This window comes from Akkermansiaceae bacterium (genome assembly GCA_017798145.1).
Classification (GTDB): Bacteria; Verrucomicrobiota; Verrucomicrobiia; order Verrucomicrobiales; family Akkermansiaceae; genus Luteolibacter.
The window spans coordinates 2,875,512-2,894,796 of record CP059069.1 but is presented as its reverse complement, the minus strand read 5'-3'; the positions used below and the strand labels follow the sequence as shown (position 1 = coordinate 2,894,796).

The 19,285-nt window shown below is 62.2% G+C and carries 22 protein-coding genes and 1 tRNA gene; 15 read left to right on the top strand and 8 right to left on the bottom strand.

Going from position 1 to position 19,285, the window contains the following annotated elements; genetic code table 11:
• The first annotated feature begins 94 nt into the window (after nucleotides 1-94).
• The 8 genes from HZ994_12360 (at nucleotide 95) to HZ994_12325 (ending at nucleotide 7,545) form a co-directional block, all read left to right on the top strand.
• Complete coding sequence (locus tag HZ994_12360; GenBank protein ID QTN33073.1) at nucleotides 95-367, top strand: DUF1844 domain-containing protein; 273 nt, start codon at nucleotides 95-97, stop codon at nucleotides 365-367.
• Nucleotides 364-1,185 carry a 3-deoxy-8-phosphooctulonate synthase gene (gene kdsA / locus HZ994_12355; protein ID QTN33072.1) on the top strand — a complete coding sequence of 274 codons (822 nt, stop codon included), beginning with the start codon at nucleotides 364-366 and terminating at the stop codon, nucleotides 1,183-1,185. The genes HZ994_12360 and kdsA overlap by 4 nt, the downstream gene beginning before the upstream one ends.
• 3 nt (nucleotides 1,186-1,188) lie before the next feature.
• The gene (locus HZ994_12350; GenBank protein ID QTN33071.1) at nucleotides 1,189-2,202 is read left to right on the top strand and encodes a hypothetical protein; all 1,014 of its coding nucleotides are present in this window, start codon (nucleotides 1,189-1,191) and stop codon (nucleotides 2,200-2,202) included.
• 211 nt (nucleotides 2,203-2,413) lie between these two features.
• A complete protein-coding gene (locus HZ994_12345; protein ID QTN34393.1) occupies nucleotides 2,414-2,827 on the top strand; it encodes a hypothetical protein in 414 nt (137 codons plus the stop codon).
• Nucleotides 2,828-2,846: 19 nt separating this feature from the next.
• Nucleotides 2,847-3,845 (top strand): hypothetical protein, encoded by a 999-nt coding sequence (locus HZ994_12340; GenBank protein QTN33070.1) that lies wholly within the window; start codon nucleotides 2,847-2,849, stop codon nucleotides 3,843-3,845.
• Nucleotides 3,846-3,850: 5 nt separating this feature from the next.
• Nucleotides 3,851-5,182, top strand: coding sequence for a dipeptidase (locus HZ994_12335; GenBank protein QTN33069.1), 1,332 nt, complete (start codon nucleotides 3,851-3,853; stop codon nucleotides 5,180-5,182).
• Nucleotides 5,183-5,399: 217 nt separating this feature from the next.
• Entirely contained in the window at nucleotides 5,400-5,678 is a 279-nt protein-coding gene (locus HZ994_12330) for a hypothetical protein (protein QTN33068.1), read from the top strand.
• Between the two features lie 199 nt (nucleotides 5,679-5,877).
• Nucleotides 5,878-7,545 carry a glutamine--tRNA ligase/YqeY domain fusion protein gene (locus HZ994_12325; GenBank protein QTN33067.1) on the top strand — a complete coding sequence of 556 codons (1,668 nt, stop codon included), beginning with the start codon at nucleotides 5,878-5,880 and terminating at the stop codon, nucleotides 7,543-7,545.
• Nucleotides 7,546-7,570: 25 nt separating this feature from the next.
• Here the strand turns inward: HZ994_12325 and HZ994_12320 are convergent, their stop codons facing one another.
• Nucleotides 7,571-8,440: a hypothetical protein gene (locus tag HZ994_12320; protein QTN33066.1), complete on the bottom strand. Its 870-nt coding sequence runs from the start codon at nucleotides 8,438-8,440 to the stop codon at nucleotides 7,571-7,573.
• 92 nt (nucleotides 8,441-8,532) lie between these two features.
• Here HZ994_12320 and hpt point away from each other — a divergent pair, with 92 nt between their 5' ends.
• On the top strand, nucleotides 8,533-9,069 hold the full coding sequence (gene hpt, locus HZ994_12315; GenBank protein QTN33065.1) for a hypoxanthine phosphoribosyltransferase: 537 nt from the start codon (nucleotides 8,533-8,535) through the stop codon (nucleotides 9,067-9,069).
• A gap of 33 nt (nucleotides 9,070-9,102) precedes the next feature.
• Here the strand turns inward: hpt and HZ994_12310 are convergent.
• The 3 genes from HZ994_12310 to HZ994_12300 form a co-directional block, all read right to left on the bottom strand.
• Nucleotides 9,103-9,177: transfer RNA gene (locus tag HZ994_12310), tRNA-Met, on the bottom strand.
• A gap of 90 nt (nucleotides 9,178-9,267) precedes the next feature.
• Nucleotides 9,268-9,732 carry a hypothetical protein gene (locus HZ994_12305; GenBank protein ID QTN33064.1) on the bottom strand — a complete coding sequence of 155 codons (465 nt, stop codon included), beginning with the start codon at nucleotides 9,730-9,732 and terminating at the stop codon, nucleotides 9,268-9,270.
• A gap of 47 nt (nucleotides 9,733-9,779) precedes the next feature.
• Nucleotides 9,780-10,586, bottom strand: coding sequence for a 3-methyl-2-oxobutanoate hydroxymethyltransferase (locus HZ994_12300; GenBank protein QTN33063.1), 807 nt, complete (start codon nucleotides 10,584-10,586; stop codon nucleotides 9,780-9,782).
• Between the two features lie 183 nt (nucleotides 10,587-10,769).
• On the opposite strand from HZ994_12300, the gene HZ994_12295 reads away from it, so the two are divergent.
• From HZ994_12295 to HZ994_12280, 4 genes are all read left to right on the top strand, one after another.
• Nucleotides 10,770-11,462, top strand: a complete 693-nt coding sequence (locus tag HZ994_12295; GenBank protein QTN33062.1) for a carbonic anhydrase — start codon at nucleotides 10,770-10,772, stop codon at nucleotides 11,460-11,462.
• A gap of 96 nt (nucleotides 11,463-11,558) precedes the next feature.
• Nucleotides 11,559-11,843 carry a winged helix-turn-helix domain-containing protein gene (locus HZ994_12290; protein QTN34392.1) on the top strand — a complete coding sequence of 95 codons (285 nt, stop codon included), beginning with the start codon at nucleotides 11,559-11,561 and terminating at the stop codon, nucleotides 11,841-11,843.
• A gap of 73 nt (nucleotides 11,844-11,916) precedes the next feature.
• A complete protein-coding gene (locus HZ994_12285; GenBank protein ID QTN33061.1) occupies nucleotides 11,917-12,870 on the top strand; it encodes a sodium-dependent bicarbonate transport family permease in 954 nt (317 codons plus the stop codon).
• A complete protein-coding gene (locus HZ994_12280; GenBank protein QTN33060.1) occupies nucleotides 12,867-13,190 on the top strand; it encodes a transcriptional regulator in 324 nt (107 codons plus the stop codon). Before HZ994_12285 ends, HZ994_12280 begins: the two co-directional genes overlap by 4 nt.
• Before the next feature lie 21 nt (nucleotides 13,191-13,211).
• On the opposite strand, the gene HZ994_12275 is transcribed toward HZ994_12280, so the two are convergent.
• Nucleotides 13,212-14,789 (bottom strand): sulfatase, encoded by a 1,578-nt coding sequence (locus tag HZ994_12275; protein ID QTN33059.1) that lies wholly within the window; start codon nucleotides 14,787-14,789, stop codon nucleotides 13,212-13,214.
• 234 nt (nucleotides 14,790-15,023) lie between these two features.
• Between HZ994_12275 and HZ994_12270 the strand changes: the two genes are divergently transcribed.
• Both HZ994_12270 and HZ994_12265 read left to right on the top strand, forming a co-directional pair.
• Complete coding sequence (locus tag HZ994_12270) at nucleotides 15,024-16,352, top strand: NAD(P)/FAD-dependent oxidoreductase (protein QTN33058.1); 1,329 nt, start codon at nucleotides 15,024-15,026, stop codon at nucleotides 16,350-16,352.
• 118 nt (nucleotides 16,353-16,470) lie between these two features.
• Nucleotides 16,471-17,415: a bile acid:sodium symporter family protein gene (locus HZ994_12265; protein QTN33057.1), complete on the top strand. Its 945-nt coding sequence runs from the start codon at nucleotides 16,471-16,473 to the stop codon at nucleotides 17,413-17,415.
• Nucleotides 17,416-17,618: 203 nt separating this feature from the next.
• On the opposite strand, the gene recR is transcribed toward HZ994_12265, so the two are convergent.
• From recR to HZ994_12250, 3 genes are read right to left on the bottom strand one after another with little or no spacing between them, the layout of a single operon-like run.
• Nucleotides 17,619-18,227: a recombination protein RecR gene (recR, locus tag HZ994_12260; GenBank protein QTN33056.1), complete on the bottom strand. Its 609-nt coding sequence runs from the start codon at nucleotides 18,225-18,227 to the stop codon at nucleotides 17,619-17,621.
• Nucleotides 18,214-18,684 (bottom strand): hypothetical protein, encoded by a 471-nt coding sequence (locus HZ994_12255; GenBank protein ID QTN33055.1) that lies wholly within the window; start codon nucleotides 18,682-18,684, stop codon nucleotides 18,214-18,216. The genes recR and HZ994_12255 overlap by 14 nt, the downstream gene beginning before the upstream one ends.
• Complete coding sequence (locus HZ994_12250) at nucleotides 18,681-19,145, bottom strand: peroxiredoxin (GenBank protein QTN33054.1); 465 nt, start codon at nucleotides 19,143-19,145, stop codon at nucleotides 18,681-18,683. The genes HZ994_12255 and HZ994_12250 overlap by 4 nt, the downstream gene beginning before the upstream one ends.
• Nucleotides 19,146-19,285: the final 140 nt, after the last annotated feature.

The following is a 19,285-nucleotide window of genomic DNA, read 5'->3' as shown; positions in this document are numbered from 1 at the left end:
TCCTTAGCGTGCGGCCTGGCGGCGCGCGGAGTCAAGATCATAGGCCGCCGTCTCCGCTCTTGCATCTTCCTTCCCGGACTGGCAAACCTCATCCATGCCCCACCTGCCCGAAGCCGATCACCGCTTCAACGATTTCGTCCTGATGCAGGCGCAGAATGCCGGGCTTTTCCTCGGCCAGATCCCCAGCCCGCAGACCGGCGAGAAATCCGTCAACCTCCGTGCCGCGAAATCCGTGATCGACTCCCTCGGGATGCTGAAAAGGAAAACCGCCGGAAACCTGACCGAAACCGAGGAGAAGCTGCTCGAAATGGCTCTCAAAAACCTCATCCCGCTCTACAAGACCGCCCTCAACGAATCCGAATCATGAAACGCTTTTCGCCCTTCCAGATCGCCAACGTCCCCGTCGGCGGCCCCATGCCGTTTTTCATCCTGGGCCCCTGCGCCCTGGAAAACGAGGCCTTCGCCTGGGAGATGGCGCGCTCGCTGAAGGAAATCGCCGAACGCACCGGCATCCCCTTCGTTTTCAAGGCCTCCTTCGACAAGGCGAACCGCACCTCGGTGAATTCATTCCGCGGCCCGGGCATCCATGAGGGCTGCCGCATCCTCGGGGAAATTTCCAGGGAACTGAAAGTCCCGGTCACCACCGACATCCACACGGCGGAACAGGCGGAGATCGCAGCCGAGCACATCGATCTCCTCCAGATCCCCGCCTTTCTCTGCCGCCAGACCGACCTCCTCGAGGCCGCCGCAAAGACAGGCCGCGTGGTGAACGTGAAGAAGGGCCAGTTCCTCGCGCCGCTCGATACGGTGAACATCGCAGACAAGATGCGCAGCTTCGGCTGCGAGCGCTTCCTCATCACCGAGCGCGGCACGACCTTCGGCTACAACAACCTCGTGGTGGACATGCGCTCGCTCTACCTGATGCGCAAGGAGGGCATTCCGGTCATTTTCGATGCCACCCATTCCGTCCAGCGCCCCGGCGGCCTGGGCGGCGCGACCGGCGGCGATGGCGAGCTCGCGCCCGTCCTCGCCCGCGCGGCCGTCGCCACCGGACTGGAAGGCCTGTTCATGGAAGTCCATTCGGATCCCGCCAACGCCCTCTCCGATGGCCCGAACCAGATCCCCCTGGAGTTCATCGAGGATCTTCTCATCAAGCTCCTCGCGATCCATCACGCCAGCCACTGAGCCATGGGTCTGCTGCGGTCACGCCTGCTGGACTGGATGCGCGGCGGCGAGGGCGATTTCGCGGAAATGGCGCTGGAGGTCTTCGCCCATCAGTTTTCGGCGAACATACCTTACCGGAACTACTGCGAAGCCCTCGGGAAATCCCCGCAGAACGTCCCTTCATGGCGTGAGATCCCCGCCTTGCCGACGGATGTGTTCAAGCTACCGGACATACCGCTCCGCTGCTTTCCCGGAAGCGAAGTGTCCGGCCATTTCCTCACCTCGGGCACCACCCGGGAGGTCAAGGGCAGGCACGAATTCCGCAGCCTCGATCTCTACGAAGCCTCGGTGCTCGGAGGCTGGCGGGAGGCGAAATTGCCTGCGCTGGATAACCGATATTTCTTCGCCCAGCGCCCTGCCGACACACCCCACTCCTCGCTGGTCCGCATGTTCGGGATTCTCGACAGGAATGCCGTCCTACCGGCCAGCTTCTGGTTGGTCGATTCCGAAGGCAAATTCCAGTTGGAGGGTTTCCGCCCGCAGAAACCCGCAGCCCTCCTCGGCACCTCCATCGCCCTCCTGAAAGCCTGCGAGGAAATGCTCCCGCTCACCCTCCCGGAAGGCTCATGGATTTTCGAAACCGGCGGCAGCAAAGGCCTGCGGAAATCCTACGCCCCCGCAGAAGTCCGCGCCCGTCTCTCCGCCCACTTCGGCATCCCGGGACACCGCATCCTCAACGAATACGGCATGACCGAGCTGTTCTCCCAGTTCTACGCATGGCCAGGCGAAACGGCCCACCGGGGCCCCCCATGGACAGCCGTGCGCATCCTCGATGTCCACACCGGCCGCCCCGCCGCCGATGGCCAGCCCGGCTACCTGGAGATCATCGACCTCGCAAACCTGGACACCGTCTCCGCGATCCGCACCCAGGACATCGCCATCAGCCATGGCGAGAGGGATTTCCTGCTCCTTGGCCGCGATGCGGAAGCCGCCGCCCGCGGTTGCTCAAGGGGAGTGGATGACATCCTCTCCCGCTGACAACCATGGGAGAAGGGCCTCCCAAAAACCCATTGCGGAAGACTGGCCCACAAGGCCCGCCTTTCTCCATAAGCTCTTGCCGTATCCTGCGCGACATGGCAAGAACACGCACATGTCGAACTTGAAATGGGCTTTGCTTTCCGCCACCTGCCTCGTGCTCTGCCAATGTGCGGGCTCCCTTGGCACAGGCGGGACGGGCGGCCCGCCGAACATGGGCGGCCCAAGCGTTGAGGAGCGCAATGCCGCCATTGCCAACGAGCCAACCGGCGATTTCTTCTACGGGCGCCGCTACTACGTCGAGAAAACACGTTTCTGGGGCTACCTCCGCAAGCCGCGCCAGTCCGCCTCCTCCGCAAAGCTCGTGCTTTTCCGCGAGGACAGGAAACTCAGCCCCGACCGCCTCCCCGAAAACGGATCGCCGGGGGCGCGCTATGGCTTCGACAACAACTACGAATACCGCATCCGCGGCAACTACACCGGCGAGACGGGATACGACCCGAACAGCAACCAGTTCCTCCCCGTTTTCATGCTGACGGGATACGAGGTCGTGGACCGCAACCCCGGCTGGCTCTTCAGCCCGTCGGATCATTACGATCCGCTGCGGGTGACACTCACGCCACGCTGAACCGGGCCTCCTCCCGCCCATGACTGACAGGAATTTCAGCCGTGCCAAGAACAGCGCAGAAGAGCGCAGCTTCGGCGCGGCTCCGAACCTGGGGAAAGTCACGAGATCGCCGCAGTCCGCAGTCAGGGGCAGGGGCAGGCTGCGCAAGCGCAGCAAGCAAAAGGCGCAGTCGAACCGCACCGCCCTCCTGTGGACGCTCCTTGCCGCCTTCGCATTGCTAACCACCATGGTGATACTGCTTGTCCGGCACTACCGGGAAAAATCCCGCCTCGCCGCCGAAGCCGCACTCATGGGCGAAGCATCCGGATACCTCGCCGATGCCTTCGCGGAAGGCAAAACCGTCAATCAGCCTGCTCTGGAGCGCGAGGACGCACTGGCTATCGTGGCTGCCGCACTTTCCAACAGAGACATCGCCTCCGCAGAACGGCTCTTCATCCTAGGCGAGGGCACCGACGCCGCACAGGCGGCACGCAACCTGCGAACCATCGCTGAAGCCGAGGGCAGCATCGTTGACATGTCATGGCTCGGACAGAAATTCGCCAACGGCATATCCATCGCCGAAGTCGTCGTGACCATGCAGACAGGCGAGCGCACCACCAACCGCCTCGCCCAGCTCGTCCCGTGCCCGGACGGGAAATGGCGCATCGACCTCCGCTCCTATCTCCGCAAATCCGTTCCGGAATGGCCCGTGATCCTCGGGCGCGCCTCCCCGGAATCCGTCGTACGCGTTTTCATCGCCAGCGACACCTACTACAACGGGATCTACTCCGATGACAGGATATGGCAGGCATACGCGCTGGTCTCCCCGGATGTGAAGGATATCATCTACGCCTACGCGAAGCGCGATTCCCCCCAGGACAGGGCGATGCGGAAAATCCTCAGCGCCGAAGAAGAAGTCCACCGCGCCACGCTCGCCATCCGCGCCCATCCTGATGGCGGCCCGAGGCAATTCCGGATATCTTCCGTCCTTGCGGAGAACTGGGTGCTCGGCGATACCCCCTACGACAAAAATTTCTGACCACCATGACCCCGGAACTCAAAGACCTCTTCACCTTCCTCTCCTTCCCCAGCGTCTCCACCGATTCGAAGCACAAGGGCGATGTCCTGGCCTGCGCCGATTGGATCATTGGGAAACTCTCCGCCGCAGGGCTCGATGCCAAGCTCCACGAAACCCCGGGCAACCCCATAGTGGTCGCACGCAACGCCCATAAGCCGGAAAGGAAAACCGTCCTGATCTACGGCCACTACGATGTCCAGCCTGTCGATCCCCTGAACCTCTGGGACAGCCCCCCTTTCGCCCCCGAGATCCGAGACGGGAAAATCTGGGCGCGCGGAGCCACCGACAACAAGGGCCAGATGCTCGCCCACATACTCGGAGTCGAAAAAACGATGGCGGAGAAAGGCGATCTCCCGGTCAACATCATCCTCCTGTTCGAAGGCGAAGAAGAAATCGGTTCCGGAAACCTCGCACCGTTCCTTGAGAAGCACCGCGAGGAACTCAAGTGCGACATCATCGCGATCTCCGACACCGGAATGGTCGCGCCGAACACCGGCACCCTCGGCTACGGCCTTCGCGGCATCGCCTGCGCCGAGGTGAAACTCACCGGCCCGGCCCGCGACCTCCACTCCGGTCTCTTCGGCGGAGCCGTCGCAAACCCTGCCACCGCCATTGCCCGCCTCGTCGCCTCATTGCATCTCCCGGACGGAACCGTCGCCATCGAGGGATTCTACGACGATGTCCGCCCCATCGAAGCGTGGGAGCGCGAAATGTGGGCGAAGGTTCCCGGCGTGGCCGATGAGGATTTCCTCAAAGTCACCGGCTCCCCTTCCCTCTTCGGCGAGCCCGGCTACAGCTCGGCGGAGCGCGTCGGCACACGTCCCACCGCCGAGGTCAACGGCATCGGCGGCGGCTACCAGGGCGAGGGCTCCAAGACCGTGATCCCCGCGGAAGCCTTCGTGAAAGTCTCCCTGCGCCTCGTTCCGGACCAGAATCCGAAAACGATTCTCGCCCAACTGAAAGCCCACCTCGAAAAACACTGTCCGCCCGGCGTGAAACTGGAGATCGAGATCGGCCACGACGGCAAACCCTACGCCTGCGATCCGCATTCCGATTTCGGAAAGGCAGCTCAGCGCGCCCTCAAGCGCACCTTCCCCGGCGAGCCCATGCTCATCCGCGAAGGCGGCTCCATCCCCATCGTCCAGGCGTTCCGCGACATCCTCGGCACCGACACCCTCCTGCTCGGCCTCGCTCTCGCCGACGCGCAGATCCACTCGCCCAACGAGAATTTCCCCATCGAAAACTTCGAAGCCGGGATCAGACTGAATCAGGCATTGCTGGAGGAGCTTGCAAGGTGATGGGAGTTTCGCATCCCGAGAGCTGCATTTGGCAGGAAAAAATCGTATTCCCTGCCAATGGGGAGAAGGGTGCTTCCAGCCCCTTTGCGGAGGGCTTGGGAAATGGCATCGCTCGGCTTTGCAAAGGGGCTGGAAGGATCACCCTCTTCACAAACGCACGGCAATCTGGCTGCGGTATGTGATTGCGAGTCAAGAATGTCTCATCTACACCTCTGCCATGCCGGAAACAGGGTTCGTCCGGGTCTCAGTCCAGCGCTCCGAAGGAGCCGCCTCGGTCGAAACCTCGGTTGAGAACCTGAAAGAAATGATAAAACATCTGGGAAAACTCCACCGCTTCCTCTCCGACGATCTCTCCTCCCGCCGGGACTTCCCCGCCTGGTGCAAGAGTTTCAAACACACCACCGACGCCCACCTCCTCGCCCTCGCCGAAAAGCACGGCCTGCAACTCGCCAGCCTCAACACCGGCATCCCCGGCGCTTTCGTGATCCCGGAATGAACTCCCTGATCCGGCACGGTTTTCAAACACACCCGGGTGCTTTCGCGGAGCTCTCAAAATGATCGTGCGCCGGCCTTGGCGGGCTCGTCTTACCTTGAACTTTCCCCATGCAAAGAATCCGATCCGTGTTCATCCGCGTTCATCCGTGGTTGATTTCTTCCACTGATCACCGCTCACTCGGCACCAGCCACTTCTTCCCATGTCCGACTCACCCAAACTCGATTTCATCCGCGAAATCATCGCCGCCGACCTCTCCTCCGGAAAACACGAGACCACCATCACCCGTTTCCCGCCGGAGCCGAACGGCTATCTCCACCTCGGCCACGCGAAATCCATCTGCCTGAACTTCGGCATCGCCCAGGAGCATCCAGGTGCGAAATGCCACCTCCGCTTCGACGACACGAATCCCGAGAAGGAGGAAACCGAATACGTAGAAAGCATCAAGGAGGACGTGAAATGGCTCGGCTTCGACTGGGGCAAGGATCTCTATTTCGCATCCGACTACTTCGGTTTTTTCCACGATTGCGCCGTCCACCTGATCAAGAACGGCCTCGCATACGTCGATGAGGAAAGCCCCGAGGAAATCAAGCTCCACCGCGGCAACGTACAGACCCCCGGCACCCCCTCGAAATACCGTGACCGCTCCGTTGAGGAGAATCTCGCCCTTTTTGAAAAGATGCGCTCCGGAGGATTCAAGGAAGGCGAAGCCGTCCTCCGCGCGAAGATCGGCCTGACCTCCTCAAACATGAACATGCGCGACCCCGTCATGTATCGCATCATGCACGCGCACCACCACAACACCGGCAGCGACTGGTGCATCTACCCGATGTATGATTTCGCCCACCCGCTGGAGGACGCGCTGGAGCACATCACCCACTCGCTCTGCACCCTCGAGTTCGAGAACCACCGCCCGCTCTACGACTGGTTCATCGAGAACTGCCCCGTCCCCTCCACCCCGCGCCAGATCGAGTTCGCCCGCCTCAGCCTGACCTACACGATCATGAGCAAGCGCAAGCTGCTGCAACTGGTCCAGGAAGGCCATGTCTCCGGCTGGGACGACCCCCGCCTGCCCACCATCTCCGGCATCCGCCGCCGCGGCTACCCGCCCGAGGCGATCCGCCATTTCTGCAAGCGCATCGGCATCACGAAATACAATGGCACCACCGATGTCGCCTTGCTTGAGCACGACATCCGAGACCACCTCAACGCCACGGCACCGCGCCGCATGGCCGTTCTGGATCCGTTGAAAGTTGTCATCGAAAACTTCTCCGAAGAACCTACGCCAACCGCCGCAATCCCCAACCACCCGCAGGACGAATCCTTCGGCGAAAGAGAAGTCTCCTTCTCTTCCGAAATCTTCATCGAGCGCGAGGACTTCCAGGAGATCCCCGAGAAAAAGTATTTCCGCCTCGCCCCGGACAGATACGTCCGCCTCCGAGGCGGCCCCATCATCCAGTGCACAGGCTTCGAGAAAAACGATGCAGGCGAGATCACCCTCGTCCGCACGAAGCTCCTGCCGGACACCACCGGAAAAGACTCCCCGGAAGGTGTGGTCTGCAAGGCGGCGATCCATTGGGTCGATGCCGCAACCGCCGTGGATGCGGAAGTCCGCCTCTACGATCGCCTCTTCACCGTCGAGGATCCGGATGCGGCGGAAGGCGGTTTCCTGACCGTCCTCAACCCGGAATCGGTGCAAACCATCACCGCCAAAGCCGAAGCCTCATTGGCCGACGAAGCCCCCGGAACCCCCTTCCAGTTTGAGCGCAACGGCTACTTCGTCACCGATTCCAAGGATCACGTCCCCGGCGTGAAACCCGTCTTCAACCGCACCGTCGCGCTGCGCGATTCGTGGGCGAAAGGGCGATAGCGGAGCGCTGGATTCGCTCGGCGATTCACACCAGCACCAGCGTCAGCGCCACGACCATCAGCGCAGCCCCTAACAGCTGCCTGCCACCCAGCGGCTCCTTGCATTTCTTCACGATCGCCCAGACGAAGAACACCGCCATCACACCGCGCGTGCTGTAGGCGATGTTGCTGAGCGCAGGCTCGCGGAACCAACTGAAGGCGAGGTTCACCAGCAGCGCCTGGACACCCAGCGCCAGCCCCGCACCGATCACCGGCAACGCGCTTTGCCTGTCGGAAACCACTTTCCCCACATCCCGCCAGCTGTGCGCCAGCATCCCGATGGAGAGCGTCCCCGTGGTGATCATCATCATGATCAGCCACCTCGCCCCGCCGATCTCATGGCTCTTCCATCCGGTCAGGAAATCGTTGGTGGCGAAGAACACGCAGGCGACCAGCGTCATCCACAGGGTCGTGCGGTTCGCCTTGAGCCGCTCAGCCGTCGCACCGGCCACCAGGTAAACGGCGAAGGCCGCGAGCACGGCCCCGCCGATCAGGCCCGGCCCGGCCTTTTCCAGTCCGACGCTCGCGGAAAGCGTGGCCACGATCAGCACCTTGAAGCCCAGCGTTGAGGAATGGACCACGAGATCCCCCTTGCGCACGGATTGGATGGAAAACCACTGTCCCCAGAAAAAAAGCAGGCCGTTGAGCACGGCAAGGCCATCCTGGAGGCGGAGCGGGGTGGAAAAATCCGGCTTCAGGTAGGCGGAGAAAACCGCCAGCGTCAGCAGGTTGGCGAAGCCTAGCACCACGGACAACCTCACTCCCTGCTTCGTCGCCCGCTGGATCATCGCGCCGAGCACCGGATGCAGCGCCGCGCCCAGCAAAGGCAACCCGATAGCTCCTGACCATGCTTCCACGCACAGCCGCTAACCCGTGGCTGCGGCGCGGTCAACTTCCGCAAAATGATTTCCCGCTTGGCGGGGAGCCCACCCGCCGCCAATCCTCTCACATGAAGAACGACATCGAACGCGTCCTGGTGGATGAGGAGGTCATCGAGCGCCGTCTCGATTCCATGGCGAAGGAGATCGAGCGCGATTTCCCGCCAGGTCCCATCGTTGTCATCATCCTGCTGAAGGGCGCCCTGGTCTTCGCCGCCGACCTGCTGCGCCGCATCGAGCGCGAACTCTCCATCGAGTGCCTCAATGTCGCGAGCTACCACGGCGGCCTCGAAAGCTCCGGGCAGGTGGATTTCCTGGATCGCCATTTCCCGGAGGTCCAAGGCAAGCACATCCTGCTGCTCGACGACATCCTCGACACCGGCCGCACCCTCGCCGCCGTCGCGAAACGTCTCGAAGAGGAAGGCGCAGCCGCCGTCCACACCGGGGTGCTTCTGGCAAAGGACAAGCAACGCGCCGAGGAAGTGGAGGCGGATTACGTCGGATTCCGCATCGGCGACGAGTTCGTCGTCGGCTACGGACTCGACTACAAGGGGAAATACCGCAACCTCCCCTACGTCGGCGTCCTCAAGCTTTCCGCAGCGAACTGATGCCGCGCTCACCATCGCCCCCGCTTCGGGAAATGGTGGCAGTGGGCGGATTTGAACCGCCGACCAAAGGCTTATGAGTCCTCTGCTCTACCACTGAGCTACACTGCCGTTTCCCAAACCGCCACGGGCTTGGCGGGCGGCAGGATTAGCCGCATTCGGCCTGCTTTGTCAAACGGAAGATCAAATTTCAGCGGGATTTCAGCCCTCGCCCGGCGGGGTCATCACGATCACCCGTTCGATGCCGTTCTTTGAAAACTCCTCCCAATAGCGTTTTTCCGAGGAAACGGTCTTCGCCCGGCGCTGCTCCTCGCTCATCGCCTCCCATGCTTTCTGGCCTATGGATTTGGCGAGATCCCGGTCTGCCAGGCGCACGGTCAGCTCGTCCCAGAAGCTCTCGTTGCGGAACTCCTCGTAGCATTCGTGGTAGAACAGCTTTTCCTCGACCTCTTTCCTCACCCGGAAGCGCTGGGATTCCTGGTCGAACTCGATCATGGCCCCCAACCCGCTGTGGGCGGCCTTCTCCAGCATCTTGCTCTCGAACGCCTCGTATTCGGAAAGCTTCGCGTCTGCTGACTCCTTCTGGTTCCACGAGGCCACGTTCGCCGCCAGGCTGAGCATCTCAACGAGCGTCGTCAGCTCCTGTTCCGTGAATCGTATGTGCATCCGGCGCGGATGGAAGCAGGGCGCAGCCGAAAAGGGAACACCGAACTTCACCCCACTGAAGCCCGCAACTCCTCCAACACAGCCGCATCCATTTCCACTAGATTCCCCGACTCCGGGAAACGCCCTTCCTTCACATCTGCGGCGTATTCCCCGAAGGCGGCGATCCTCTCCTTTTGTAACCTGCGGTTTTCCTCCAGGAAATTTCGATAGGCTTTCGCATGGCGAGGTAGCCGCTCCTCGTATTCCCCGAGGATGTCATCGGAAAACAGAAACTGAGTGTCGCAGCCGCTGCCCGATCCGAGCGACATCAGTATCATCTTGGTCCGCGAGCAGAGGAAGCTCGCGAGCTGGTGAGGCACGCACTCGATCTCCGCCGCGTAGGCTCCGGCGTTCTCCAGGTCCTTCATCTGCGAGTATAGCTGTTTCGCCTCGTCCGCCGTCTTGCCGATCGCCCGGTAGTTCGTCCATGTCACATGCCTCGGCACCATGCCCAGATGCCCCACCACCGGGATCCGCTCGCGAGCCATCGCCTCGATGACGAGGGGGCTGGCCGAGCAATACACAGAGCTGGCACCGGCCTCCAATGCACGGAAGCCGATCCGGATCGCCTCCTCGGGCGAGGCCATGCCGTGCGGGGTGGCGCAGGAGAGGAAACTGTCCGGCGCGGCGGCCACAAGAAGCGGCAGGCGCGCCTGGGATTCCGGGGAATCGAAGCTGCAGCTCATCAGGTCAATCCCCGCCGCCTCGGCCGCAGCCGCCTCCTCCGGGGATTTCACATGGATGTGTGTCAGGCAGCGCTTGCCCTTTAGCTTCCGTAGATCGCAGACGGTGTATTTTTTCCTTGGTCGGAGCATGGCTGGAATCCTTACAGAGCCAGCATGATCCTTCAACATCCATTGGCGCAAAATCCCATGGCAGCAGCCTAGCCGGAAAAGTTATGCAGAATAATGCACGAAATCAGTTGCGTGTTTCTGAATTCGCGCGAATAATCCCCTCGTCCCGGAAAAAGCGGCAAACAAACGACACGAAAACAAACCATGAAAACTAGAACAGCAATCATCACCATCACCGCAATTGCCTCCGCAGCCCTTCTCCACGCAGAGCCGACCATGCAGCCAAATGCGGAGTCCCAGAAGACTCTCACCCCGGATTCCGTCCTCGCGGAACTCGTTGCTGGAAATGAGGCGTACGTCGCCGGGAAAACCGCCGACCCTAACGTCAAGGCCCGACGCGATGCGGCCGTGGCAGGCCAGTTTCCCAAGGCCTACATCCTCTCCTGCGTGGACTCCCGCGTCCCCGTCGAGCAGGTATTCAACCAAGGCATCGGCGATCTCTTCGTCGGCCGCGTTGCCGGGAACATCGAGACCACCGAGCAGCTCGGCTCCATGGAGTTCGCGGCCGTTGTCGGCGGGGTGAAGGTCATCATGGTCGTCGGCCACGATGCCTGCGGTGCCGTCAAGGGCGCCTGCGACCATGTGAAAATGGGCAACCTCACCGAACTCCTCGCCCAGATCGAGCCGGCCATGGAAAAGGTTGAGGGTCATGCCGGTGACCGCAGCTCAAAGAACACCGAGTTCGTGAACGAAGTCATCGAGAAGAACGCCGCACTCACCGTCGAAGACATCCGCAAGCGTTCCGAAACGCTCGCGAACCTCGAAAAGGAAGGCAAGATCAAGATCGTCGGCGGGGTCTATTCCCTTGCGACCGGCAAGGTGACCATGCTTCCCTGAGCGCGCCGCCCGTAGGGTTCGTCATCCCATCAGCCTTTGCGAAAAAAACGCAACACGCCTATTGCCATGGAATCAGCAGGACGATTGAATGCGGGGATGACAGTGGGTAACACTCCGCATTGGACCTTCCTGACCAACCATTTCCATATCCTCGTCTGCCTCTCGCGCGATCCGAATTCGCGGATCCGCGATCTGGCGGAGGAAGTGGGCATAACACAGCGCGCCGTCCAGCGAATCCTCGTCGAGCTAGTCGAGGACAAGGCCGTCAAGATCACCAAGGACGGCCGCAGGAACACCTATACGATCAATCCTAGGAAGCGCCTGCACCACCCGCTTGAGAACAAGCACACCATCGGCGAGCTGCTCGATATCCTGAGCTGACCTGGCTTTCCTTCCCGGGCCGCAAGCATTCCCCGTCCCCGGCCTGCGGCCGTAGCCATCGTCCTCACGCCAAATGGATCTCCTCATTCAAAACCTGGTCTCACCCGTCGTCCTCGCTTTCCTCCTAGGCATCATAGCCCGCGCCGTGCGCAGCGATCTGGAAATCCCCAGCGCGATCTACCAAGGCCTCTCCATCTACCTCCTTTTCGCAATCGGGCTGAAAGGCGGCGTATCCCTTTCCGAGACACCGCCCTTGGATCTGGTGGGACCAGTGCTGCTGACCCTCGCCCTCGGCACCCTCACGCCGCTCGTCGCCTTCCTTTTCCTGACGAGACTTGGCCGCCTCAACCGCATCGATGCCGCCGCAAGCGCCGCCCATTACGGCTCCGTCTCCGCCGTCACCTTCGTTGCCGCCCTTGAGGCGGTGAAGCTCGCAGGCATCCCTGCGAACGGATACCTGCCCGCCCTCGTCGCGGTGCTTGAGGTGCCAGGCATCATCGTCGGCCTGCTGCTCGCCCGCCAGACCAAGGCGGGCGGGATCAAATCCGCCCTCCACGAGATCATCACCGGCAAGAGCATCTTCCTGATGATAGGCGGCCTCGTCATCGGCGCGGCCTGTGGCGCGGACAAGATCGAGGGCGTTAAGCCGTTCTTCATCGACCCCTTCAAGGGCGTCCTCTGCCTGTTCCTGCTGGAGCTGGGAATCGTCGCCGCGGGCCGCATCAAGGACCTGAAAAGCGCGGGATGGCGCCTCATCCTCGTCGGCTGCTTGCTGCCGCTGCTCCACGGGGTCATCGCCACGATCTCCGCGGGCTGGGTCGGCATGACGCCTGGCGGATGTGCGGTCTTCGGAGCCATGGTCGGCAGCGCCTCCTACATCGCCGCGCCCGCCGCCGTCCGCATCGCACTTCCGCAGGCTAGCCCCGGCATCTACCTTACGCTCGCCCTCGGCGTCACATTCCCCTTCAATCTCTCCATCGGCATCCCCATTTTCCTCAAGACCGCACAATACTTCGCAGGCCCATGAAATCGACCACACCGATGAAACTCGTCACCGTCGTCACCGAGGGTCTGCTCAAGGAAAAGGTCATCGCCATACTCCGGCGCCACTCCTGCACAGGCTTCACCGTAACCCGCACCGACGGCGAAGGCTCTCGCGGAGTCCGCGCCAGCGACTGGGAGGGGCCGAACCTCAAAATCGAATCCATCGTCTCGGTGGAAACCGGCGAGGCCATCGTCGAGGAGCTTTCCGAGAAATATTTCGAGAACTACTCGCTGATCGCATGGATCACCGATGTCCGGGTGCTGCGCGGCGAGAAATTCGCAACGAAGCCGAAGGAGGGGTGATATCTTTTTTCCCCATCAGGCTCACCTCAGATCCGCGAAGGGGAACGCCGTGCCGGGTGCCTTCGGATCGTAGCCTGGAGCGGGTTGCGGCCAGTAGAGGTCGCCGACGTTTTCCCTGAGCCATGCCTTGAGCTTGCCATGGAGCTGCTTGGTTAGATCCGCCTTTCCGGTGGCGAGATCCTTGGTCTCGAAGGGGTCTGCGGCGATGTCGTAGAGGCTGAGTTTCCCATGCCAGTTCCAGATGAGTTTCATATCGCCCTCGCGGATCGCGGAGTGCGGGGCGAGCGGCGTGCCGTGCTTGGGATCGATGACAATCACATTGAACGGGTAGTGCCAGAAGAGCGTGCGCGGCGCGGCTTTTGCGGCGGGATCTTCCAGCAGCGGGAGGATGTTTCTCCCATCGATGCCATCCGGAGCGGTGTTTCCGGTGATCGCCGCAAGGGTGGGCAGGAAGTCGGTGCAATCGGCCACCTGGTCGCACCATTTCCCTCCCTCGAAGCGGCCGGGCAGATACCAAATGCTCGGCACCCGGATGCCGCCCTCGTAGAGGCAGGCCTTGCCGCCGGTGAAGGGCTGGTTGTCGGTGGCGGCGGGAGCGGTGTATTCGACACCGCCATTGTCGGATGTGAAAACGATCAGGGTGTTTTCCGCGATGCCGGTTTCCTCAAGGGTCTTGCGGACTTCGCCGATGGAGTCGTCGAGGTGTTTGAGCATCGCGGCGTAGGTGGCGTTGCCGTGCCCGAGGTGGCCGAGCTGCGGCTTGGCCTTGAAATGGGCGACGGTTTCCTCCGGCGCCACGATGGGCGTGTGGACGGCGAAGGGGCAGTAGTAGAGCAGGAAGGGCTCCTTGTTCCCGGCGCGGGAGCGGATGAAATCGCAGGCGCGCAGGGATAGGTCATCGGTCAGGTAGCTGCGGTCGGTGGGCGCACCCGCCTTGCCGATCCGGTATTTCCCGGGCATTTTGGGAAAGGGCGATTTGCGCTCGTCCCAGACTTTCGCCCAGTCGAAATAGGTAGAGCCGCCCATGTCCGCGTAGGCGATCTCGGTGAAACCGTGGGCGGCGGGTTGCACAGCCGCTGCACCGTGGCCGCCCAGATGCCATTTCCCGAGGAAGGCGGAATGGTGGTTTTTCAGCACCTTCGGCAGCGTGTCCAGGGTTGGGTCGAGGGCGGTGTTCGAGTGGCCGTTGATCCATGCCTGCGGGATCTTGATCTGGTCCTTGTGTGCGAAGGCGTCGTGCGGGTGCCCGCCTTCCGGCACCGGCAGGCCTTGGTTGAACCATGTCCTGGTGGGCGGCGTGGCGGTGGTCACCCCAAGGGTCGAGGCGATCCGCCCGCTGAGGATCGCCGCCCGTGTGGGCGTGCAAAGCTGGTTCGAGTAGGCCTGGGAAAAGGCGATCCCGTCCGCGACGAGGCGGTCGATGTTCGGGGTCTCGTAAAAGAGGTTGCTGTTTTCCGCGCCGGTGAAGTGACGGGCGTAGGCGTTCACATCGGTGATGCCGAGGTCATCGGCGAGGATGAAGACGATGTTCGGCGGAGTCGCGGCAAAGGCCGTCGAAAGCAGGCAAGCGAGAAGGAAATGGTATCGGAGGGCTTTCATGGGTGGGTAGGCTATGCAAATAACCCGCCGAACCAAGCATTTTACCACATAGAACCATATTTTACCACATTTTACCACATGGGTCGGATCTTGATGCATTGCGCGGGTTGATCGGCACGAAGGCAAATCCCAAAGGTTTTGCCGGCTCTGGAGCCGATCAGCGGCCGTCGTCCCCTTGTGAAAAAATTCACAAGCCCGGTTTGCCCTGGGTGTCAAAGGGTGCCAGACTCCGCCATGACAAACAAAACCGGCACGACACAGCCGCCTGGACAGACGGCACCCCGCAAGGTGCTCATCATCGGGGGCGGCTTCGCGGGGCTTGAATGCGCGCGCAGGCTCGCCAACGACGAGCGCTTCGAGGTCACCCTGCTCGACCGGACCAACCATCACCTTTTCCAGCCCCTCCTTTACCAGGTCGCAACCGCCTCGCTGGCCGCGCCGGACATCGCCCGCTCGATCCGCCAGATCCTCCACAACGCGAAGAACGTGACCGTCCTGATGGACGAGGTGACAGCCATCTCCCCTGCGGACAAAACCGTCACCGGAAAATCAGGGGAGCTGCATCGCTTCGATTACCTCGTTCTCGCCGCCGGCGCGAAAACAGGGTTTTTCGGGAACAACCACTGGGAGGAAAACTCGCTTGGCCTCAAAACCCTCGCCGACGCACAGGACATCCGGCGCAAGATCCTCTCCAACCTCGAGCGCGCGGAACTCACCAAGGACTACGCCGAGCGCGAGCGGCTGATGACGATAGCCATCGTCGGCGGCGGCCCGACCGGGGTGGAGCTGGCTGGGGCTTGTGCGGATCTGATCCACCGCTCGCTGAAATCGAACTTCCGGCGCATCGACACCAGCAAGCTGCGCGTGATCCTCATCGAGAACTCGCCCAAAATCCTGGAGCATTACGATCCGTGGCAATCCGACTATGCGAAAGCCCGCTTGCAGAAACTTGGCGTCGAGGTGCGCAACGAGACCCGCGTCACCGACGTGCAGAAAGGCAAGCTGATCCTCAACAACGGCAGCCCCATCGAGGCCGAGGCCATCGTCTGGGCGGCGGGGATCGCCGCGAACCCGCTGACCAAGGATCTCGGCGTGGAGACCGACCGGTCCGGCCGCGTGACCCCAAACCTCGATCTCTCCATTCCCGGACATCCGGACATCTTCGTGGCCGGGGATCTGACCAACATGCGCGACAAGGACGATAGATTCGTCCCGGGTGTCGCGCCCGCCGCCACGCAGATGGGTGCGCACATCGCGCTATTGCTCAAGGAGGAGCTGCGGCTTGAGAGAACGAGGTTCGCGGAAAAAAAGCACGGCTTGCGCCCGCTTTTCCGCTACACCGACAAGGGGATGATGGCCATCATCGGGAAAAACGCGGCGGTGATGAAAAGCGGCAAGATCGCCATGAACGGCTTCATCGCATGGATCGCCTGGCTGCTCGTCCATATCCTTTTCCTCATCGGCTTCCGCAACAAGCTTTCCGTGCTGCTCGGCTGGGCCTACGCCTACATCCACAACAACCCGGAGGCGCGCATCATCGTCCATCCACCGCAGCCAAGCTGATGGGGAGCCGTGCCTGTGGCCGGCTTCCCCGGCGATGCTGCACACTCAGGAATCCGGCCACAGGCATGGCTCCGCATTAGTGTCGCCATCGCGGATGGACTCCGCCAATAATCGCCGCATGGCATCCCGCGCGGTGAACCTTTTCTGGCTCTGGACACTCGTAGGCGTGGCATGGGCGTGGTTCGCACCCGGCCACTTCACCTGGTTCCTCGGCGATATCCCGGGAACGGGAATCTCCCTCATTTCCGCAGGGCTCGGCGTCATCATGCTCGGGATGGGCATGACGCTATCCTTCGCAGACTTCCGCGAGTGCCTGAAAACGCCACGCTGGATCGCCCTGGGGGTCGCCGCGCAATTCGTGATCATGCCCCTCGCCGGCTGGACGGTCGCCTCGCTCTCCGGCCTGCCGGGACCAGTTCAACTCGGCATCATCCTGGTGAGCTGCTGCCCCGGTGGCACCGCCTCCAACGTCGTCACCTACCTCGCCCGTGGCAACCTCGCACTGAGCGTGCTGATGACCATGTGCTCCACCTTCCTCGCCGTCGGCCTCACCCCGTTCCTTACAAAAGCCTACGCCTCCGCCATCCTCCGCATCGAGGCCGGGCCGATGATCGTATCCATGGTTGCCATCGTCCTGCTGCCCATCCTTGTCGGCCTGCTGCTCAACAGGTATCTCGGCAAATGGCTCGCGCCCGTGAAAAACGTTTCACCCGTCGTCTCGGTGCTGGTCATCGTGCTCATCGTCTCCGCCGTCGTCGGCAAGACCAAGCCCTCGATCATCGAGCATTGGAATGTTCTTCTGCCAGCCGTTTTCGCCCTCCATGCCTTCGGCTTCGGCCTCGGCTACCTCTGGGCGCGGCTCTTCGGATTCCCTGAAAAGGAATGCCGCACCGTATGCATCGAGGTCGGCATGCAGAACTCCGGCCTCGGCTCCAGCCTCGCAAACACCCATTTCACCATGCTGGCCGCCGCGCCCTGCGCGATTTCCGCCTTTTTCCACTGCATCATAGGCAGCATACTCGCGAGCTGGTGGGGCAGAAGGCAGGCACCCCCCGATCCCTGACCCAATGCACCGTCGGCTTCATCTTCCAGTTCCCGGGAGTCTCCACCAGCGCATCGAGCGGACATGGGATGGCTGCGGCGGAGGAAAATGCGGGCGCGGCCAAACAGGCGCAGGCGGCCGCAAGATTGGGTTTCAAAGACATCACGATCTTGTCGGTGCCGGGCACCGGCGCGGGCAAGGGGCTTGTTCGCCGGCCGCGAAGGCTAGAAATCCCGCCGCCCCTGCAGAGCCCGTATCAGCGTAAGCTCATCGGCGTGCTCCAGCCCGCCCCCCGCAGGAAGCCCCTGCGCGATGCGCGTCACCCTTGCTGATTTTCCCCGCAGCATGTCGGCCAGGTAGTTCGAGGTCGCCTCGCCCTCCACATCCGCGCCGAGCGCGAGGATGATTTCCATCTGCCCGTCGCTCTGCTCCACACGCCGCATCAGCTCCGGGATGTGAAGATCCTCCGGGGAAACACGGTCCAGCGGCGAGAGCTTCCCGCCGAGGCAGTGGTAGCGCCCCTTGAACACCCCGGCGCGCTCCAGCGGCAACACATCCGTCGCCTGCTCGATGACGCACAGCAGCGTGCCGTCGCGCTTCGTGTCGTCGCAGATCCCGCAGCCCTCGCGGGTGGCGAAGAAACCGCACACCGGGCAGGGGATGATCGCCTCATGGGCGCAGACCAGCGCCCCGGCCAGCGCGGTCGGATCCGCTTTCTTGTGCTGCAACAACCACACCGCCATCCGCTCCGCACTGCGCGGGCCTATCCCCGGCAGCCGCTTGAGCTCATCGACAAGCGCCCTGACCGGCGCGGGGAAATCAGCGCGTGCCATCTTCCTTGGGTTGTATGGTTGATTCCTCCCGGTCAGCCGGCAGGACATGGTTCGTGGTGTAGAACATCGCGCAGAAACCCGACCACAGGACGGCCACCAAGGCCACCCCGATCTGCGGCTTGTGCGCTGCGAGAACCAGCACCGGCCCCCACGCGATGGTGAGGGCGATGCAGACGCCCCAGACCACCAGCCTTCTCCAGAGCCCCGGAACATTCAGGATCACGGCGGGCAGGGCGAAGGCGAAGGCCGCCGTAAAAAGCCAGGAAACCATGGGATCCAGCGGGCGCGGAGGTTCTGCCATGCCAGTTGGCAAAAACATCCGGCCGGCCAGCCCATCGAGCCGAGCCGCGAGACCAAGGAACTGGAGGCCGGCGCAAAGACCCAGCGCCATCCCGCCCGCCGCCAGCACGGCTAGCCCGATGTGCGGATGCTCCCCTCGCTTCGTTTTTGCGCTCATCCGAGGATTTCAGAAAGCAGTGCTGTGTGCTTCAGCGGCGAGACCTTCTCCAGCACCGCCGCGATTTTTCCATCCGGGGCGATCACGAAAGTGCTCCGCTCTACCCCCATGAATTTTTTTCCCATCATCGATTTCTGCACCCACACCCCGTATGCCTCCGCGATCGCCTTGTCCACATCCGCGATGAGCGGGTAGGGCAAATCCCTCTTCGCAATGAACTTCCGGTGGCTCGCAACACTATCCGCGCTCACTCCGAAAACCCGCGCCTTGCCCTTGATCTCATCCCAATGATCCCGCAGCGAGCACGCCTGTATCGTGCAGCCCGGCGTATTGTCTTTGGGGTAGAAAACCAGCACCACTGTCTCCCCGCGAAGATCCGCGAGGGAAAGCTCTGTTTCATTTTCCCCGTCAACCACAGTCGCCCGGAAATCCGGTGCCATCTCCCCAAGCTTCGGTTTCATGCCCGCCAGCATTGCTCCGCCCCGCCGCCAAATCAACCCCCGTTCTACCCTTCGTGTTGCGCGGTCTTCTTACGTTCGTGATTTCTACATTCGTGATTTCTGCTTGCCATGGCCGTTGCATTTGTTTCATGGTCTGGATG

Bases quoted from the DNA above. Each gene is read 5' to 3' on its own strand.
- HZ994_12250 (QTN33054.1), bottom strand. From the start codon at position 19,145: ATGAAACCGAAGCTTGGGGAGATGGCACCGGATTTCCGGGCGACTGTG.
- HZ994_12305 (QTN33064.1), bottom strand. From the start codon at position 9,732: ATGCACATACGATTCACGGAACAGGAGCTGACGACGCTCGTTGAGATG.
- HZ994_12360 (QTN33073.1), top strand. From the start codon at position 95: ATGCCCCACCTGCCCGAAGCCGATCACCGCTTCAACGATTTCGTCCTG.
- HZ994_12285 (QTN33061.1), top strand. From the start codon at position 11,917: ATGGATCTCCTCATTCAAAACCTGGTCTCACCCGTCGTCCTCGCTTTC.
- HZ994_12295 (QTN33062.1), top strand. From the start codon at position 10,770: ATGAAAACTAGAACAGCAATCATCACCATCACCGCAATTGCCTCCGCA.
- HZ994_12300 (QTN33063.1), bottom strand. From the start codon at position 10,586: ATGCTCCGACCAAGGAAAAAATACACCGTCTGCGATCTACGGAAGCTA.
- HZ994_12340 (QTN33070.1), top strand. From the start codon at position 2,847: ATGACTGACAGGAATTTCAGCCGTGCCAAGAACAGCGCAGAAGAGCGC.
- HZ994_12275 (QTN33059.1), bottom strand. From the start codon at position 14,789: ATGAAAGCCCTCCGATACCATTTCCTTCTCGCTTGCCTGCTTTCGACG.
- hpt (QTN33065.1), top strand. From the start codon at position 8,533: ATGAAGAACGACATCGAACGCGTCCTGGTGGATGAGGAGGTCATCGAG.
- HZ994_12350 (QTN33071.1), top strand. From the start codon at position 1,189: ATGGGTCTGCTGCGGTCACGCCTGCTGGACTGGATGCGCGGCGGCGAG.
- HZ994_12280 (QTN33060.1), top strand. From the start codon at position 12,867: ATGAAATCGACCACACCGATGAAACTCGTCACCGTCGTCACCGAGGGT.
- HZ994_12345 (QTN34393.1), top strand. From the start codon at position 2,414: ATGGGCGGCCCAAGCGTTGAGGAGCGCAATGCCGCCATTGCCAACGAG.
- HZ994_12270 (QTN33058.1), top strand. From the start codon at position 15,024: ATGACAAACAAAACCGGCACGACACAGCCGCCTGGACAGACGGCACCC.
- HZ994_12335 (QTN33069.1), top strand. From the start codon at position 3,851: ATGACCCCGGAACTCAAAGACCTCTTCACCTTCCTCTCCTTCCCCAGC.
- recR (QTN33056.1), bottom strand. From the start codon at position 18,227: ATGGCACGCGCTGATTTCCCCGCGCCGGTCAGGGCGCTTGTCGATGAG.
- HZ994_12325 (QTN33067.1), top strand. From the start codon at position 5,878: ATGTCCGACTCACCCAAACTCGATTTCATCCGCGAAATCATCGCCGCC.
- HZ994_12290 (QTN34392.1), top strand. From the start codon at position 11,559: ATGACAGTGGGTAACACTCCGCATTGGACCTTCCTGACCAACCATTTC.
- HZ994_12255 (QTN33055.1), bottom strand. From the start codon at position 18,684: ATGAGCGCAAAAACGAAGCGAGGGGAGCATCCGCACATCGGGCTAGCC.
- HZ994_12330 (QTN33068.1), top strand. From the start codon at position 5,400: ATGCCGGAAACAGGGTTCGTCCGGGTCTCAGTCCAGCGCTCCGAAGGA.
- kdsA (QTN33072.1), top strand. From the start codon at position 364: ATGAAACGCTTTTCGCCCTTCCAGATCGCCAACGTCCCCGTCGGCGGC.
- HZ994_12265 (QTN33057.1), top strand. From the start codon at position 16,471: ATGGCATCCCGCGCGGTGAACCTTTTCTGGCTCTGGACACTCGTAGGC.